Raw genomic sequence first — 16,003 nt, forward strand, 5'->3', positions numbered from 1 at the left:
CGGGCTGCGCTCAGTCCGCAGGGACCCCGGCGCTCCAGGCCGCCCAGTTGCCGACGATGGCATCGACCAGGGGGCGGCCCGCGATCAGCAGGTTGGCGGTGGAGATCGGAAACCCGCCCGACTCGGCCGACAGCGAGGCATAGGCGGTCTGCCCCGGGTGGGGCCGGTCGAAGTTCGACGCGGTGCGCAGCACGGCCACGCGCTTCAGGTCCAGCAGGCCGGCGCTGGCGCCCCGCTTCAGTGCCTCGTAGGTGGCGTTGTCCTCCTGCTGGGTGGTGCAGTACTTGCCCTGCCCGTCGGTCACGAGCGAAACCCAGCGCGTGGCCGTCTCGCCCAGGTACTTGCCGTGCCAGTAGGTGTCACCGGCTGCGGTGTCGCATTGCAGGACCGAGGGCCGCGCCCTGGCCGCCGGCTGCGGATACCTCGCGCGATAGGCGCGTGCCTTGTCGCTGTCCGCCAGCGGTGCGTTGGCCGACAGTTTCAGGGCCTTCTGCAGCAGCTTCTCGTCGAGGCGGAAGACCTCGGTGCGGTACTCGAACTTGGGCTTGGAGTCCGGGTCCTTGGCACCGATGCCGAAGTAGCCGGTGCGCCAGCTCGGCGGCATCTCGCGCGCGTCGATCTCGTGGGCGATGCCGAAGTCGACCAGGTACCGGGCCCAGGTGGCCGAGCCGATGGTCGAGACGTTCGGGTCGACGCCCGAGATGCCGGCCACCAGGAAGTAGGTCTTCGAGAGATCGAACTTGCCGCTGAACACCAGCGCCGTGACCGAGGCTGCGGCGTTGGTGTGGCCCATGCCGGTGGTGACCTGGCACACCGAGTCGGCATTGCAGCGCACCGCCGGATCGTCGGCGGACAGGCCCGGCACCTTGATCTCCCGGTTCAGCTTCAGCGGCTCGAGCCAGACGTTGGCCTCGGGCTTGAACATGCTGATGATGAGAACCTTCACGGCCACCTGTTGTTGCGCACCTTGTGTGGCCGAAGGCGACGTGGATCGGCTCGCATCGCTCGCGCAGCCGAACAGGGCCGACGCGGCGAGGGCCACGCATGCCGCCCTTGAAGACAAACTGATTACCGGGCTGAAAACTGCCATCTGCTTTCTCCTTTTTCGTCGAACAACAAGAAGGAGACCGCAATTTACAGGCCAAAAAAAAGCTACCCGAAGGCAGCTTTCGTGAGTGAAGTCGCAAGACGCGGATCAGCGAGCCGAGATCGGCTTCACGTCGCGCTTGGGCGAACCTTCGAACAGTTGGCGCGGACGGCCGATCTTGTACTCGGGGTCGCCGATCATTTCGTTCAGCTGGGCGATCCAGCCGACCGTGCGAGCCAGCGCGAAGATCGCGGTGAACAGCGGCACCGGGATGCCGATGGCGCGCTGCACGATGCCCGAGTAGAAGTCGACGTTCGGGTAGAGCTTCCGCGACACGAAGTACTCGTCTTCCAGGGCGATCTTTTCCAGTTCCTTGGCCAGCTTGAACAGCGGGTCGTTTTCCAGGCCCAGTTCGGTCAGCACTTCGTTGCAGGTTTCCTGCATCAGCTTGGCGCGCGGGTCGTAGTTCTTGTACACGCGGTGGCCGAAGCCCATCAGCTTGACGTTCGAGTTCTTGTCCTTGACCTTCTTGATGAACTCGCCGATCTTCTCGACGCCGCCTTCCTTCTGGATGTCGTACAGCATGTTGAGTGCTGCTTCGTTGGCACCGCCGTGGGCAGGGCCCCACAGGCAGGCAACGCCGGCCGCGATGGCCGCGAAGGGGTTCGTGCCCGACGAGCCGCACAGGCGCACCGTCGAGGTCGAGGCGTTCTGCTCGTGGTCGGCGTGCAGGATGAAGATGCGGTCGAGCGCGCGCTCGAGCACCGGGTTCACCTTGTACTCCTCGCACGGCGTGGCGAACATCATGTGCAGGAAGTTGCCTGCATAGCTGAGCTCGTTCTTCGGGTACATGTACGGCTGGCCGATCGTGTACTTGTAGGCCATGGCCACGAGCGTGGGCATCTTCGCGATCAGGCGGATCGCGGCGATCTCGCGGTGCTCGGGATTGTTGATGTCCGTGCTGTCGTGATAGAAGGCCGACAGGGCGCCCACCAGGCCGGTCATGATGGCCATCGGGTGCGCGTCGCGGCGGAAGCCGCGCAGGAAGAACTGCATCTGCTCGTTGACCATCGTGTGGTTGGTCACGAGCTTGGTGAAGTTGGCCTTCTTGGCGGCGTCCGGCAGTTCACCGTACAGCAGCAGGTGGCAGGTCTCGAGGAAGTCGCAGTTGGTCGCGAGCTGCTCGATGGGGTAGCCGCGGTACAGCAGCTCGCCCTTGTCGCCATCGATGTACGTGATGGCCGACTGGCAGGCGGCGGTCGACATGAAGCCCGGGTCGTACGTGAACATGCCGGTCTGCGCATACAGCTTGCGGATATCGATCACGTCGGGGCCAACGGTGCCCTTGTAGATCGGCAGTTCGACGCTGTCGCCGCCGTTGCTGAACGACAGCGTGGCCTTGGTATCGGATGCTTTCATTTCGGTTTACTTTCAGAGGTGGATTCAGGACGAAGGAGAAATTGCAGGGCGCTGCGCGCCGTCGGTGCGCATGAGCTGCAGCAAAGCGACCACCTCGGCCCCGGCCCATTCGGGCTCGGGCTCCTTTCTGCGCAGAAGGAGGTCGAGGAGATCGTTGTCCGACAGGTCCATCAATGTCTCCATCGCTCCCGCCTGACCCACGGTCATGCGGGATTCGTGCCGCTCGAAGAAGCGGGCGATGAACAGGTCGTTCTCGAGCAGCCCGCGCCGGCAGCGCCATTTGAGCTTGCTCAGCGCGCGTTCGCTGAGCAGCTCCTGGGAGTCGACGGCGGATTGCATGATGACTTTCTGAAGAACGGCTGGACCGCGGGGCTCAGATGGCGCGGCGCACCATCAATTCCTTGATCTTGCCGATGGCCTTGGTCGGGTTCAGGCTCTTGGGGCACACGTCCACGCAGTTCATGATCGTGTGGCAGCGGAACAGGCGGTACGGGTCTTCCAGGTTGTCCAGGCGCTCGGCGGTGGCTTCGTCGCGGCTGTCGGCGATGAAGCGGTAGGCCTGCAGCAGGCCGGCGGGGCCCACGAACTTGTCGGGGTTCCACCAGAAGCTCGGGCAGCTCGTGGAGCAGCTCGCGCACAGGATGCACTCGTACAGGCCGTTGAGCTCTTCGCGCTCCTCGGGCGACTGCAGGCGTTCCTTCTCGGGCGGCACGGTGTCGTTCTGCAGGTACGGCTTGATCGAGTTGTACTGCTTGAAGAACTGGGTCATGTCCACGATCAGGTCGCGGATCACGGGCAGGCCCGGCAGCGGCTTGAGCACCACGGTGCCCTTGAGCGTGTTCATGTTGGTCAGGCAGGCCAGACCGTTCTTGCCGTTGATGTTCATCGCGTCGGAGCCGCAGACGCCTTCGCGGCACGAGCGGCGGAACGACAGGGTCGGGTCCTGCGCCTTGAGCTTCATGAGCGCGTCGAGCAGCATGCGCTCGTGGCCGTCGAGTTCGATCTCGACCGTCTGCATGTAGGGCTTGGCGTCCTTGTCCGGGTCGTAGCGGTAGATCTGGAATGTGCGCTTCATCGTAGTGACCTTGTGAATGCTTTGTATGAGCTGACTGTGAGCCGCTCGCTTAGAACGTGCGGACCTTCGGCGGAACCGAGGCCACGGTGAGCGGCTGCAGCTTGACCGGCTTGTACGAGAGGCGGTTGTCGGCGCTGTACCAGAGGGTGTGCTTCATCCAGTTGGCGTCGTCGCGGCCCAGCGGTGCGACCGGGTCGTCGGCCGGGCGCTCGTAGTCTTCCACCGTGTGGGCGCCGCGGCATTCCTTGCGGGCGGCGGCCGAGACCATGGTGGCCTGCGCCACTTCGATCAGGTTGTCGACTTCCAGCGCTTCGATGCGGGCGGTGTTGAACACCTTCGACTTGTCCTTCAGGCCGATGGCCTTGACGCGCTCGCGCACGGCGGCGATCTTGGTCACGCCTTCGTCCATCGAGGCCTGCTTGCGGAACACGGCCGCATGCTGCTGCATCACGGCGCGGATCTCGCCGGCCACGTCCTGCGCGTATTCGCCGCCGGTGGTGGCTTCGAGGCGGTTCAGGCGCTCCAGCGTGCGGTCGGCAGCGTCGTTGGGCAGGGGCTTGTGTTCCTTGAGCTTGTCGTTGAACTCGACGATGTGGTTGCCGGCCGCGCGGCCGAACACCAGCAGGTCGAGCAGCGAGTTCGTGCCCAGGCGGTTGGCGCCGTGCACGCTCACGCAGGAGCATTCGCCCACCGCGTACAGGCCGTTCACCACGGCGCTGTTGTCCTCGCCCTTCTGCACCACGACCTGGCCGTGGATGTTGGTCGGGATGCCGCCCATCTGGTAGTGGATGGTCGGCACGACGGGAATCGGTTCCTTGGTGATGTCGACGTTGGCGAAGTTGACGCCGATCTCGTACACCGAGGGCAGGCGCTTGTGGATGGTGTCCGCGCCAAGGTGGTCGAGCTTGAGCAGCACGTAGTCCTTGTTGGGACCGCAGCCGCGGCCTTCCTTGATTTCCTGGTCCATCGAGCGCGAGACGAAGTCGCGCGGCGCCAGGTCCTTCAGCGTGGGCGCATAGCGCTCCATGAAGCGTTCGCCATTGCTGTTCAGCAGGATCGCGCCTTCGCCGCGGCAGCCCTCGGTCAGCAGCACGCCCGCGCCGGCCACGCCGGTCGGGTGGAACTGCCAGAACTCCATGTCCTGCAGCGGAATGCCCGAGCGCGCAGCCATGCCGAGGCCGTCGCCGGTGTTGATGAAGGCGTTGGTGGAAGCCTGGAAGATGCGGCCGGCGCCGCCGGTGGCCAGCAGCACGGTCTTGGCCTGCAGGATGTGCAGGTCGCCGGTTTCCATTTCGAGCGCGGTCACGCCGACCACGTCGCCTTCTTCGTCACGGATGAGGTCGAGCGCCATCCATTCGACGAAGAACTGGGTGCGTGCCTCGACGTTCTTCTGGTAGAGCGTGTGCAGCATCGCGTGGCCGGTACGGTCGGCCGCGGCGCAGGCGCGCTGCACCGGCTTCTCGCCGTAGTTGGCCGTGTGGCCGCCGAACGGGCGCTGGTAGATGGTGCCGTCGGGGTTGCGGTCGAAGGGCATGCCGAAGTGCTCGAGCTCGTACACGACCTTCGGTGCTTCGCGGCACATGAACTCGATCGCGTCCTGGTCACCGAGCCAGTCGGAGCCCTTGATCGTGTCGTAGAAGTGGTAGTGCCAGTTGTCCTCGCTCATGTTGCCGAGCGACGCGCCCACGCCGCCCTGGGCGGCGACGGTGTGCGAGCGGGTCGGGAACACCTTGGAGAGCACGGCCACATTGAGGCCGGCGCGTGCGAGTTGCAGCGAGGCGCGCATGCCGGATCCGCCGGCACCGACGATCACGACGTCGAACTTGCGCTTGGTGATTTTTTCTTTTGTGTAGGTCATGGTGGGTCAGATCTTCCAAAGCACTTGAATGGCCCAACCCGCACAACCGACAAGCCAGACGATGGTGAAAACTTGCAGCACGAGACGGATGGCGACGGGCTGGATGTAGTCCATCCAGACGTCGCGCATGCCGACCCAGACGTGGTAGAGCAGGGCGACGATCACGGAGAAGGTCAGCACCTTCATCCATTGCGCGGCGAAGATGCCGGCCCACAGGTCGTAGCCGATGGGGCCGCGGCTGAAGATCAGCTGCGCGAGCAGGATGATCGTGAAGAGCGCCATCAGGCAACCCGTGATGCGCTGGCTGAGCCAGTCGCGCAGACCGTAGTGGGCGCCGACGACGACGCGCTTGGAGCCGTAATTCACAGACATGGTTGGCTCCTTCTCAGTACAGGCCGAACAGCTTGGCGCCGAGCACGACGGTGAGCAGGATGCTCAGTGCCAGCGTGGCGATGGCCGAGGTGTTGCCGAATTCCTTGTTCACCGCCGAATGGCTCACGTCCATCCAGAGGTGGCGCAGGCCGGCGATGAAGTGGTGCAGGTAGGCCCAGATCAGCGCGAGCGCGACGAGCTTGAAGAACCACCCCGGAACGAAACCAAGGCCGCTGTTGAAGGCGGCCTTGAAGCGGGCGAACGAATAGTCGGAGGACAGCGAGGTGTCGAACATCCAGATGATGAACGGCATCAGCAGGAACATCAGCACGCCGCTGACGCGGTGCAGGATCGACACGATGCCCGCCGGCGGCAGCCGGTAGGTCGTGAGGTCGGTGAAGGCGTTGATGTTGCGGAATTCGCGACGCTTGGGCCGGGGAGGAGTTGCAAGCTCTGTCATTGGGGGATGGGCTTTCGTGGCTTTTGTGACTGTTGGCTTGTTGCTTGTTCTGAGAGCGAACGCTTTTGTTTCTTATGGGGAAGTGCAAACAACGCAAAATTCTATTGCAATGCACCATCACGCTGCGGACGCATGCGAGTCACTGCACCGTTGCAGTCGGATGCTATTGACTTCGTAGCGCAATGCTCACGTTGCATGCGCGCGCTGGCGCGCCTGTGTTCGGCGTTCATCTGCATCGGGATCAGCCCAGCTGGTTCCTGTAGTGGTGCGTGTCGGTGCGATAGAGGCCGCGGCGCAGTTCCATCGGCGTGTCATGGTAGGTGTGCGCAACGCGTTCCACGCTCAGCAGGGGCATCTGCGGAGGCACGTCGAGCAGCTCGGCCTGTTCGGCGTCGGGCAGCACGGCGCGAATCTTTTCCTCGGCACGCACCATGCGCACGCCGAATTCCGTTTCGAAGAGCGCGTACATCGGGCCGGGCCATGCGCGCAGCCGCTCGGCGGTGAGGCCCTTGAAGGGCGCACCGGGAAGCCACAGGTCTTCGAGGATGGTGGGCACGCCGCCGTAGGCGAGCACGCGGCGCACCTGCAGCACGGCGTCTGCGGTGCGCAGGCCGAGCGCTCGGGCCACGTCGGCGGATGCGCGCAGGCGCTTGCAGTCGACGATGGTGCGCACGGCCGGGCCTTCGGTGCTCGGGTCGCCTTCGTCGGGTACGAGCTTGAGGAAGCGGTACTGCACATGCTGCTCGGCATGGGTGGCGACGAAGGTGCCCTTGCCCTGGCGGCGTACCACGAGGTTCTCGGCGGAGAGCTCGTCGATGGCCTTGCGCACCGTGCCCTGGCTCACGCGGTAGCGCACGGCCAGGTCCATCTCGCTGGGGATGGGTTCGCCCGGCTTCCACTCGCCCGCCTGCAGGCTCTGCAGGATCAGGGTCTTGATCTGCTGGTAGAGCGGACTGAAGGACGGCGTCGCGGGCTCGTCGAATGGGGTGGGCGTGTTCATGGCAGCGGTGGGGTGCGCCTTGGCGGACCCCGAGAGGATATCTTATATAAGACATAAGACGAGGCTCATTGAATCGGCTTAAAATGCTGCCGGTCTCGCGCTGCGGGAAGGTGTTTTATCCCGCAGAACCCCTGGCGCCCCACGAGAGCGCCGACACCGTTTCATTACCTTCTGGAGTCTTCCCATGAGCAAAAAGCCCGTCCGCGTTGCCGTCACCGGTGCCGCCGGTCAAATCGGTTACGCCCTGCTGTTCCGTATCGCCTCCGGTGAAATGCTCGGCAAAGACCAGCCGGTCATCCTGCAACTGCTCGAGATCCCCGACGAGAAGGCCCAGAAGGCGCTCAAGGGCGTGATCATGGAGCTCGAAGACTGCGCCTTCCCGCTGCTGGCCGGCGTGATCCCCACCGGCGACCCGCTGGTGGCCTTCAAGGACGCCGACTACGCCCTGCTGGTCGGTGCCCGTCCCCGCGGCCCCGGCATGGAGCGCGCCGACCTGCTGGCCGCCAACGCGCAGATCTTCACGGCACAGGGCAAGGCCCTCGACCAGGTCGCCAGCCGCAACGTCAAGGTGCTCGTGGTCGGCAACCCCGCCAACACCAACGCCTACATCGCCATGAAGAGCGCCCCCAGCCTGCCGCGCGAGAACTTCACCGCCATGCTGCGCCTGGACCACAACCGCGCCGCCAGCCAGATCGCCGCGAAGACCGGCACCGCAGTGGGCGACATCGAGAAGCTCACCGTCTGGGGCAACCACTCGCCCACGATGTACGCCGACTACCGCTTCGCCACTGTCGGCGGCAAGAGCGTCAAGGACCTGATCAACGACCAGGTCTGGAACGCCGACACCTTCCTGCCCACCGTGGGCAAGCGCGGCGCCGCCATCATCGAAGCCCGCGGCCTGTCGTCGGCTGCCTCGGCCGCCAACGCAGCCATCGACCACATGCGCGACTGGGCCCTGGGCTCCAACGGCAAGTGGGTCACGATGGGCATCCCGTCAAACGGCGAATACGGCATTCCGAAGGACGTGATCTTCGGCTTCCCGGTCATCACCGAGAACGGCAAGTACAAGATCGTCGAAGGCCTGGAAATCGACGCATTCAGCCAGGAACGCATCAACAAGACGCTGAAGGAACTGCAGGACGAGCAGGCCGGCGTCGCCCACCTGCTGTAAACCACTGCAGGCCAGCATGCTCGACTGGAACCCCGCGCTCTACCGTCGCTACGAGGACGAGCGCACCCGTCCCGCGCAGGAACTCCTCGCGCGGGTGCCGCTGACCGAAGCGGCCCGCGTGGTCGACCTCGGCTGCGGCCCGGGCAACTCCACCGAGCTGCTGGTCAACCGGTTCCCGAAGGCGCAGGTCGTCGGGACCGACAACTCCGAAGCCATGCTGGTCAGCGCGCGCGAGCGCCTGCCGCAGACGCGCTTCGAGCTGAGTGATATCGCGACCTGGGCGCCGCGATCGAAAGAAGAAGCGCCCGATCTCATCTATGCCAACGCGTCCCTGCAGTGGGTGCCCGATCACGAGAAGCTGATCCCGCGCCTGTTCGACGCGCTGGCCCCGGGTGGCGTGCTCGCCATCCAGATGCCCGACAACCGCCAGGAGCCCACGCACCGCCTGATGCGCGCGCTCGCGGCCGAGGCGCCGTGGGCCGAGCCCATCGGTGACGCGGACAAGCTGCGCACGCTGCTGCTCGACCTGCGCGGCTACTACGACCTGCTGGCGCCGCTCGCGCCGCACGTCGATGTCTGGCACACCATCTACCAGCACCGCATGGCTGATGCGGCGTCCATCGTCGAATGGGTGCGCGGCACCGGCCTGAAGCCCTTCGTCGACCGCCTGCCGCCCGACCTTCAGGCGAGCTACCTCGCCGAATACCAGCGGCGCGTGGACGAGGCGTACCCGGTGCGCACCGACGGCAAGCGGCTGCTGGCCTTCCCGCGCATGTTCATCGTCGCGCAGAAGAACCAGGCATGACGAACACGGCCCATCCCGCTGAAGTGCTGCTCGGCGCACAGGCCGGTGCGGTGGCGCTGCCCGTTTGCGACCACTACAGCGGCGTCGAGGCGCGCATGAAGAAGAGCCTCGCGCTCCAGGCCGAGATGGCCGAGGAGTTCGGCGCCTGCGTGTTCGACGTCACCCTCGACTGCGAGGACGGCGCGCCCGTGGGCGGCGAGGCCGATCACGCAGCGCTCGTCACCGAACTCGCGCTGGCCGCGAAGCCCGGCATGCGCGTCGGCGTTCGTGTGCACCCGGTCGACCATCCGGCCTTCGCGGGCGACGTGGTCACCATCGCCGGCCGGGCAGGTTCGCGCCTGAGCCACCTGATGGTGCCCAAGGTCGAATCGGTGGCCGATGTGCATCAGGCCGTTGCAGCGCTCGATGCGGCCGATGCCGGCGCGCTGCCGCTGCACGTGCTGATCGAATCGCCGCTGGCGGTGCACAACGCCTTCGAGATCGCCGCGCATCCGCGCGTGCAGTCGCTGAGCTTCGGGCTCATGGATTTCGTCTCGGCGCATGCCGGCGCCATCCCGGCCGACGGCATGGGCGCGGCAGGGCAGTTCAGCCACCCGCTGGTGGTGCGCGCCAAGCTGGCCATCGCCTCGGCCGCGCACGCCTACGGCAAGGTGCCCTCGCACTGCGTGGTCACCGAGTTCAACGACACCGGCGCCATGCGCACGGCCGCGCGCAGGGCGGCCACCGAATTCGGCTACACGCGCATGTGGAGCATCCACCCGAACCAGATCCGGCCGATCCTGGAAGCCTTCGCGCCGGACGAGTCGCAGATTCAAATTGCCACAAAAATCCTTGTAAAGGCGGCGGCCGCGGATTGGGCTCCGACACAAATTGATGGCACATTGCACGACCGCGCGAGCTACCGCCACTTCTGGCAGGTACTGACGCGTGCCCACGCAACAGGGCGCGCGTTGCCCTCCGAGGCGAAAGCCTGGTTTGCACTCGCGGCCTCCTGAAACGAAACCTTCGAACCCAGCCTCAAGGAAACCCACACATGAAGAAAATTGCCCTGATCGCCGCTGTCGCAATGGCCCTGCCGCTCGCGGCCGTGGCACAGAGCACGACGCCGGCCAAGCCTGCGGCCAAGGCCGAGACGGCGAAGAAGGCGCCCCCGAAGCGCCAGGTCACCCGCAAGGCCGCCAAGGCAGTGGAAGAAGTCACGCCGATCAGCGACGACACCAACATCGTCCTCACCGACGCCGACCTCGAGGTCGCCAAGCGCGTGTCGATCGGCAAGGCTCAGTGCGAACTCGGCGCCGACGTGACCGTCACGCCTGACGAGAAGAAGCCCGGCTTCTTCACCGTCAGCACCAAGGGCCAGAAGTACCGCATGCACCCGGTCGAAAGCCGTACCGGCGCCATCCGCCTCGAAGACCCGCGCGCCGGCGCCATGTGGCTCCAGCTCGGCAACAAGTCGATGCTGATGAACCAGAAGGCCGGCCTGCGCATCGCCGACGAATGCCAGACCGACGCACAGATCGCGTTCGCTGCAGAAATGAAGAAGAACCCGCCCAAGGCCCTGTTCGACGGCGCCGACGGCGAGAAGAAGTAAGCGCCAGTAAGCGCCCCTACCGGCGTGCGGCGCGGCTCTTGCTTGACCGCTAGAGCCGCCTCGCACGCCCGCCAGATCAGTTTCCGGAGAAAAGAAGATGTTGCAAGCCTACGTTGACCATGTTGCCGAACGCGCCGCGCTCGGTATCCCGCCGCTGCCCCTGAGCGCGAAGCAGACTTCCGAAGCGATCGAGCTCCTCAAGAGCGCGAACGCGAAGGACGGCGCCTTCCTGCTGGACCTGCTCACCTACCGCGTGCCTGCCGGCGTCGACGACGCCGCCAAGGTCAAGGCGAGCTACCTCGCGGCCGTGGCCCACGGCACCGAGAAGAGCGAGTTCATTTCGCGCGCCCGCGCCACCGAACTGCTCGGCACCATGCTCGGCGGCTACAACATCAGCCCCCTGATCGACCTGCTCGACGACGCCGAAGTGGGCGCCGTGGCGGCCGAAGGCCTGAAGAAGACCCTGCTGATGTTCGACCAGTTCCACGACGTCAAGGAAAAGGCCGACAAGGGCAACGCCAACGCCAAGGGCGTGCTGCAGAGCTGGGCCGATGCCGAGTGGTTCACCAGCCGCCCCGAAGTGCCGCAGAGCCTGACCATCACGGTCTTCAAGGTTCCCGGCGAAACCAACACCGACGACCTCTCGCCCGCGCCCGACGCCACCACGCGTCCCGACATCCCGATGCACGCGCTGGCCATGCTCAAGAACAAGCGTGAAGGCACCGCGTTCCAGCCCGAGGAAGACGGCAAGCGCGGCCCGGTCAAGTTCATCGAGTCGCTGAAAGACAAGGGCCACCAGGTCGCCTACGTGGGCGACGTGGTCGGCACCGGCTCCAGCCGCAAGTCAGCCACCAACTCGGTGCTGTGGTTCACCGGCGAAGACATCCCCTTCATTCCCAACAAGCGCTTCGGCGGCGTGTGCCTGGGCACCAAGATCGCCCCGATCTTCTACAACACCATGGAAGACGCAGGCGCGCTGCCCATCGAGCTCGACGTGAGCCAGATGGACACCGGCGACGTCGTCGAGTTGCGCCCTTACGAAGGCAAGGCGCTGAAGGACGGCAAGGTCATCGCCGAATTCAAGGTCAAGAGCGACGTGCTGTTCGACGAAGTGCGCGCCGGCGGCCGCATTCCGCTGATCATCGGCCGCGGCCTGACGGCCAAGGCGCGCGAGGCCCTGGGCCTGCCCGCCTCGACGCTGTTCCGCCTGCCGCAAAGCCCGGTCGACACCAAGAAGGGCTTCTCGCTCGCACAGAAGATGGTCGGCCGCGCCTGCGGCCTGCCCGAAGGCCAGGGCGTGCGCCCGGGCACGTACTGCGAACCCAAGATGACTTCGGTCGGCTCGCAGGACACCACGGGCCCGATGACGCGCGACGAGCTGAAGGACCTGGCCTGCCTGGGCTTCTCGGCCGACCTCGTGATGCAGTCGTTCTGCCATACCGCCGCCTACCCCAAGAAGGTGGACGTGAAGATGCACCACGAGCTGCCCGACTTCATCAGCACCCGCGGCGGCGTTTCGCTGCGTCCGGGCGACGGCGTGATCCACTCGTGGCTCAACCGCCTGCTGACGCCCGACACCGTGGGCACCGGCGGCGACAGCCACACCCGCTTCCCCATCGGCATCAGCTTCCCGGCCGGCTCGGGCCTCGTGGCCTTCGCGGCCGCCACCGGCGTGATGCCGCTGGACATGCCTGAATCGGTGCTGGTGCGCTTCAAGGGCAAGATGCAGCCCGGCGTCACGCTGCGCGACCTGGTCAACGCGATTCCGCTGTACGCCATCAAGTCCGGCCTGCTGACGGTCGAGAAGAAGGGCAAGAAGAACATCTTCTCGGGCCGCATCCTCGAGATCGAGGGCCTGCCCGACCTGAAGGTGGAACAGGCCTTCGAGCTGAGCGACGCCTCGGCCGAGCGCTCGGCCGCCGGCTGCACGGTGCACCTGAACAAGGAGCCGATCATCGAGTACATCAACAGCAACATCACGCTGATGAAGTGGATGATTGCCGAAGGCTACGCCGACGCCCGCACGCTGCAGCGCCGCATTGCCGCGCAGGAAGCCTGGCTGAAGGACCCGCAGCTGCTCAAGGGCGACGACGACGCCGACTACGCGGCCGTCATCGAGATCGACCTGGCCGACATCCACGAGCCCATCGTGGCCTGCCCGAACGACCCCGACGACGTGAAGACGCTGTCGGACGTGGCCGGCGCCAAGATCGACGAAGTGTTCATCGGCTCGTGCATGACCAACATCGGCCACTTCCGCGCCGCGTCGAAGCTGCTCGAAGGCAAGCGCGACATCCCGGTGAAGCTGTGGATCGCGCCGCCGACCAAGATGGACGCGCAGCAGCTCACCGAGGAAGGCCACTACGGCGTGTTCGGCAATGCCGGTGCCCGCACCGAGATGCCGGGCTGCTCGCTGTGCATGGGCAACCAGGCCCAGGTGCGCGAAGGCGCCACGGTCATGTCGACCAGCACCCGCAACTTCCCGAACCGCCTGGGCAAGAACACCAACGTGTACCTGGGCTCGGCGGAGCTGGCTTCCATCTGCTCCAAGCTCGGCCGCATCCCGACGCGCGAGGAGTACATGGCCGACATCGGCGTGATCAACAGCAACGGCGACAAGATCTATCAATACCTGAACTTCGACAAGATCGAGGACTACAAGGGCGTGGCGGATACGGTCGCGGCCTGATCCGGGTTCCGGCTCTCCCGGGTGATCTGCGGATCGCCCCGATGAAACAAGCCCCGCTTTGGCGGGGCTTTGTTTTTTTGTGTCTTTTTCAAAGCGGCGGCTGGTTGGACTGCAGGTGCTCCCGGCCCGCGAGCACCATCGCCGCGCCGGCCGGTCCGCCGACCGCATGCGGCAGCGAAGTCAGCAGCGAGTTCGCGAAATCGCCGCGATACAGCTTCGCGCCCTGGTGCGTCAGGTTGGAGTTGGCGTCGATGTAGATCGACTCGCCCAGGCCCGTCCAGAGGCGGCAGAAGCCGTAGTCCTCCGACAGGTAGCGGCGCGTCTGCGGATCGACCATCACGTCGAAGAAGCGGTAGTGCAGGCCGAGGTCGGCCTCGCCGATGCTGTCGGGCACGTAGCGCAGCTCTGGGTAGCTGGCCATAAGCCGCTCGAACACCGAGCGCCTGATCACCATGAAGCCGGTCGGCGCCTCGGTCATCTTCATGAAGCCGTCGGGCTGCACTTCGAGCTCGACCCGCGAGGTGGCCTGGGAGGCCTCGGCGTTGACGGTGTAGCGGGTGAAGGTGGATTCGAACTGCTGCTGCGTCGTGCCCTCTGCCACGCCGCCTTCGGGCCAGTTCTCCCGCTTCAGCGGATAGACCCCCGCCGCCACGTCGTAGCCCGAGAGCAGCAACCGGAAGGCCGCCTGCGCCGAGAAGCCGATGTCGGCGTCGATCCAGAACAGGTGCGTCCACTGCGGGTTGGCGAGGAACTGGGCCACGCAGTTGTTCCGCGCGCGCGTCACAAGGCTTTCGCCCTGGTGCGTGAGCACCTGCAGCCGCATGCCGGCACGCTCGGCCTGGACGGTGAAATTCAGTATCGAGGTGAGGTAGTTCAGGAAGACCTTGCCGTCGTGGCTCGGCGTGACGATCACGGGAAAGATCTGCCGGAGTTCGGATGGATCGAGCATGTCGGGCTCCGTGTGCCTATCGGGCGGGGCGCTGCATCAGGCCGAGCAGCAGCTTGTCGTAGACCTCGGTGGCCGCGGCGTTGCCAGGGAGGTAGCGGTCGATCAGGCTGCGCTGGCGCGCGCGGTAGCTTGCCGCGCCGGCATCGTGCGTGTCGACGGCCTCGAGCACGCGGGTGCTGCCCGCGGCCACGTCGTTGCCCGGGTAGTAGTAGCCGAGGTCGGCGCACAGGTGCGCGTTGTGCACCAGCGGGTAGCCCTGCCAGCAGGTCTCCAGGTAGAAGTAGTTCAGCGGGTTCTCCCACTGGTGGGAGATCACGATGTCGGTGTTCTGAGCAAGGAACACCGGCGTCTCGTGCCGGCCCAGGAACACCGCCTTGTGCTCGCGGACCAGGTCGAGCTGGTTCATCAGCGTGATGAACTCCATGTTTTCCTTCGCCAGCCGCTCGGCATTGGTGACCTGCAGCAGCGCGATGGCCTCGGGCCGCGCTCGATACGCCAGTTCGGCGATCAAGACCGGATAGAGGCAGAACTTCACCACGTTGATGTTCGGCTCCATCACGCTGAGCCGGCGCGCGCCGGCATGCGGCTGGTAGACGCCTGCATCGGGCAGGCCGCGCGTGCGCTCGTCGAGGAAGACCGGGCTCCACACGAAAGGCACGGCGCGCGCCTCGGCACGGCGCAGCACCTCGAAGTAGGGCTGGCTGATGTTGGCCACCTGCGGAACCATCCAGATGTCGTCGTAGCGCTGGTTCACGAACAGGTTCTGGCCCCACAGCGGCTTGCCGAACAGCATCGACTCCATGGCGTGCACGTACTCGAAACCGCAGCAGTACGACACCAGCCGCGCGCCGCGCTGCTTCAGGTAGTCGGTCTGCGCCGCGTCGATCTGGCCGCCGAGTTCGATCAGCACATCGACGCTGTCCTTGGCCGCCTCGAAGGTCACGGTCGGCCAGCGCGCCTGGTCCCAGGGCAGGGCCGGGGTGATGGGGACTGCCGTCGTGTTAACGAGCACCACCGATGTAACCACCGGACAGTGCTTCAGCGCTTCTGCCAGGAAAACGGCGTTCTGCTTGATGCCGTTGTTCCAGAGCGTTTCGGCCTCGTGATGGAGGCCGATGGTGATTCCAATGCGGAGCCTGGATGCGTGAGGCATTGAATTTTTTCTTAAATGTTAATTCAAGCCGAGGGCTGTTTTTACGTGAAAAAGATCACGGGATTTGATTAATGGCGCCGTGATTAATTTCACGATCTCAAATCACCCTGTGAACTTTTTGGCAAAAAAACAAGCGCCGGCATGGCGTTGTGTCGAAGGCGGCAAGAAGGCGGGCTGATAGGCGTAGTTCGTTGCAGATAGGGCGGTGGAAGGCCTTCGAGTGATCAATTGGAACCTCCTTCCATGAGCCTAAGCTGATTGCAATCTCCGCAATACCGGCTGCTTTTTGAAAAATTTTGTGAACTAAATCATCAGAGCGGATTTTGAAGATTGTTGCGGCGTCCCTGAAATGTAAACAACTCCGTACATTCCAG

At 65.1% G+C, this 16,003-nt stretch carries 15 protein-coding genes; 5 read left to right on the plus strand and 10 right to left on the minus strand.

Translation table 11 applies throughout. The annotated features are described in order from the left end of the window. Window positions 1–10: 10 nt before the first annotated feature. The 8 genes from FHT32_RS10005 to FHT32_RS10040 all read right to left on the minus strand — a co-directional run bounded on the left by FHT32_RS10005 (window position 11) and on the right by FHT32_RS10040 (window position 7,271). On the minus strand, window positions 11–1,090 hold the full coding sequence (locus FHT32_RS10005) for a purine nucleoside permease (protein ID WP_218088171.1): 1,080 nt from the start codon (window positions 1,088–1,090) through the stop codon (window positions 11–13). Window positions 1,091–1,195: 105 nt separating this feature from the next. Then, entirely contained in the window at window positions 1,196–2,506 is a 1,311-nt protein-coding gene (gene gltA / locus FHT32_RS10010; protein WP_176664483.1) for a citrate synthase, read from the minus strand. A gap of 24 nt (window positions 2,507–2,530) precedes the next feature. Then, window positions 2,531–2,845, minus strand: a complete 315-nt coding sequence (locus FHT32_RS10015) for a succinate dehydrogenase assembly factor 2 (protein ID WP_176664484.1) — start codon at window positions 2,843–2,845, stop codon at window positions 2,531–2,533. 34 nt (window positions 2,846–2,879) lie between these two features. Further along, complete coding sequence (locus FHT32_RS10020; protein ID WP_093049529.1) at window positions 2,880–3,581, minus strand: succinate dehydrogenase iron-sulfur subunit; 702 nt, start codon at window positions 3,579–3,581, stop codon at window positions 2,880–2,882. Window positions 3,582–3,630: 49 nt separating this feature from the next. Next, window positions 3,631–5,439, minus strand: a complete 1,809-nt coding sequence (sdhA, locus tag FHT32_RS10025) for a succinate dehydrogenase flavoprotein subunit (RefSeq protein WP_125947844.1) — start codon at window positions 5,437–5,439, stop codon at window positions 3,631–3,633. Window positions 5,440–5,445: 6 nt separating this feature from the next. Continuing rightward, window positions 5,446–5,811, minus strand: a complete 366-nt coding sequence (gene sdhD / locus FHT32_RS10030; protein WP_176664485.1) for a succinate dehydrogenase, hydrophobic membrane anchor protein — start codon at window positions 5,809–5,811, stop codon at window positions 5,446–5,448. A 13-nt stretch (window positions 5,812–5,824) separates the two neighbouring features. After that, window positions 5,825–6,271 (minus strand): succinate dehydrogenase, cytochrome b556 subunit, encoded by a 447-nt coding sequence (gene sdhC, locus FHT32_RS10035; RefSeq protein WP_019654079.1) that lies wholly within the window; start codon window positions 6,269–6,271, stop codon window positions 5,825–5,827. 241 nt (window positions 6,272–6,512) lie between these two features. Continuing rightward, on the minus strand, window positions 6,513–7,271 hold the full coding sequence (locus FHT32_RS10040; RefSeq protein ID WP_176664486.1) for a GntR family transcriptional regulator: 759 nt from the start codon (window positions 7,269–7,271) through the stop codon (window positions 6,513–6,515). Window positions 7,272–7,455: 184 nt separating this feature from the next. Between FHT32_RS10040 and FHT32_RS10045 the strand changes: the two genes are divergently transcribed. From FHT32_RS10045 to FHT32_RS10065, 5 genes are all read left to right on the plus strand, one after another. Beyond that, window positions 7,456–8,442: a malate dehydrogenase gene (locus FHT32_RS10045; protein ID WP_176664487.1), complete on the plus strand. Its 987-nt coding sequence runs from the start codon at window positions 7,456–7,458 to the stop codon at window positions 8,440–8,442. 16 nt (window positions 8,443–8,458) lie between these two features. Next, window positions 8,459–9,247, plus strand: a complete 789-nt coding sequence (tam, locus tag FHT32_RS10050) for a trans-aconitate 2-methyltransferase (protein WP_176664488.1) — start codon at window positions 8,459–8,461, stop codon at window positions 9,245–9,247. Continuing rightward, entirely contained in the window at window positions 9,244–10,242 is a 999-nt protein-coding gene (locus tag FHT32_RS10055; RefSeq protein WP_176664489.1) for a CoA ester lyase, read from the plus strand. The genes tam and FHT32_RS10055 overlap by 4 nt, the downstream gene beginning before the upstream one ends. A gap of 38 nt (window positions 10,243–10,280) precedes the next feature. Continuing rightward, a complete protein-coding gene (locus FHT32_RS10060) occupies window positions 10,281–10,838 on the plus strand; it encodes a hypothetical protein (protein WP_176664490.1) in 558 nt (185 codons plus the stop codon). A gap of 97 nt (window positions 10,839–10,935) precedes the next feature. After that, a complete protein-coding gene (locus FHT32_RS10065) occupies window positions 10,936–13,527 on the plus strand; it encodes a bifunctional aconitate hydratase 2/2-methylisocitrate dehydratase (RefSeq protein WP_176664491.1) in 2,592 nt (863 codons plus the stop codon). Window positions 13,528–13,615: 88 nt separating this feature from the next. Here FHT32_RS10065 and FHT32_RS10070 read toward each other — a convergent pair whose 3' ends face one another. Both FHT32_RS10070 and FHT32_RS10075 read right to left on the minus strand, forming a co-directional pair. After that, a complete protein-coding gene (locus FHT32_RS10070; RefSeq protein WP_176664492.1) occupies window positions 13,616–14,476 on the minus strand; it encodes a hypothetical protein in 861 nt (286 codons plus the stop codon). 16 nt (window positions 14,477–14,492) lie between these two features. Next, window positions 14,493–15,629, minus strand: a complete 1,137-nt coding sequence (locus tag FHT32_RS10075; RefSeq protein WP_176664493.1) for a DUF2827 domain-containing protein — start codon at window positions 15,627–15,629, stop codon at window positions 14,493–14,495. Window positions 15,630–16,003: the final 374 nt, after the last annotated feature.

Source organism: Variovorax sp. SG517, from assembly GCF_013376045.1.
In the GTDB taxonomy this organism is placed as follows: domain Bacteria; phylum Pseudomonadota; class Gammaproteobacteria; order Burkholderiales; family Burkholderiaceae_C; genus Variovorax.

What these genes read in the sequence shown, in the direction of transcription:
- FHT32_RS10005 (WP_218088171.1), bottom strand. Translation starts at nt 1,090, where the DNA reads ATGGCAGTTTTCAGCCCGGTAATCAGTTTGTCTTCAAGGGCGGCATGC.
- gltA (WP_176664483.1), bottom strand. Translation starts at nt 2,506, where the DNA reads ATGAAAGCATCCGATACCAAGGCCACGCTGTCGTTCAGCAACGGCGGC.
- FHT32_RS10015 (WP_176664484.1), bottom strand. Translation starts at nt 2,845, where the DNA reads ATGCAATCCGCCGTCGACTCCCAGGAGCTGCTCAGCGAACGCGCGCTG.
- FHT32_RS10020 (WP_093049529.1), bottom strand. Translation starts at nt 3,581, where the DNA reads ATGAAGCGCACATTCCAGATCTACCGCTACGACCCGGACAAGGACGCC.
- sdhA (WP_125947844.1), bottom strand. Translation starts at nt 5,439, where the DNA reads ATGACCTACACAAAAGAAAAAATCACCAAGCGCAAGTTCGACGTCGTG.
- sdhD (WP_176664485.1), bottom strand. Translation starts at nt 5,811, where the DNA reads ATGTCTGTGAATTACGGCTCCAAGCGCGTCGTCGTCGGCGCCCACTAC.
- sdhC (WP_019654079.1), bottom strand. Translation starts at nt 6,271, where the DNA reads ATGACAGAGCTTGCAACTCCTCCCCGGCCCAAGCGTCGCGAATTCCGC.
- FHT32_RS10040 (WP_176664486.1), bottom strand. Translation starts at nt 7,271, where the DNA reads ATGAACACGCCCACCCCATTCGACGAGCCCGCGACGCCGTCCTTCAGT.
- FHT32_RS10045 (WP_176664487.1), top strand. Translation starts at nt 7,456, where the DNA reads ATGAGCAAAAAGCCCGTCCGCGTTGCCGTCACCGGTGCCGCCGGTCAA.
- tam (WP_176664488.1), top strand. Translation starts at nt 8,459, where the DNA reads ATGCTCGACTGGAACCCCGCGCTCTACCGTCGCTACGAGGACGAGCGC.
- FHT32_RS10055 (WP_176664489.1), top strand. Translation starts at nt 9,244, where the DNA reads ATGACGAACACGGCCCATCCCGCTGAAGTGCTGCTCGGCGCACAGGCC.
- FHT32_RS10060 (WP_176664490.1), top strand. Translation starts at nt 10,281, where the DNA reads ATGAAGAAAATTGCCCTGATCGCCGCTGTCGCAATGGCCCTGCCGCTC.
- FHT32_RS10065 (WP_176664491.1), top strand. Translation starts at nt 10,936, where the DNA reads ATGTTGCAAGCCTACGTTGACCATGTTGCCGAACGCGCCGCGCTCGGT.
- FHT32_RS10070 (WP_176664492.1), bottom strand. Translation starts at nt 14,476, where the DNA reads ATGCTCGATCCATCCGAACTCCGGCAGATCTTTCCCGTGATCGTCACG.
- FHT32_RS10075 (WP_176664493.1), bottom strand. Translation starts at nt 15,629, where the DNA reads ATGCCTCACGCATCCAGGCTCCGCATTGGAATCACCATCGGCCTCCAT.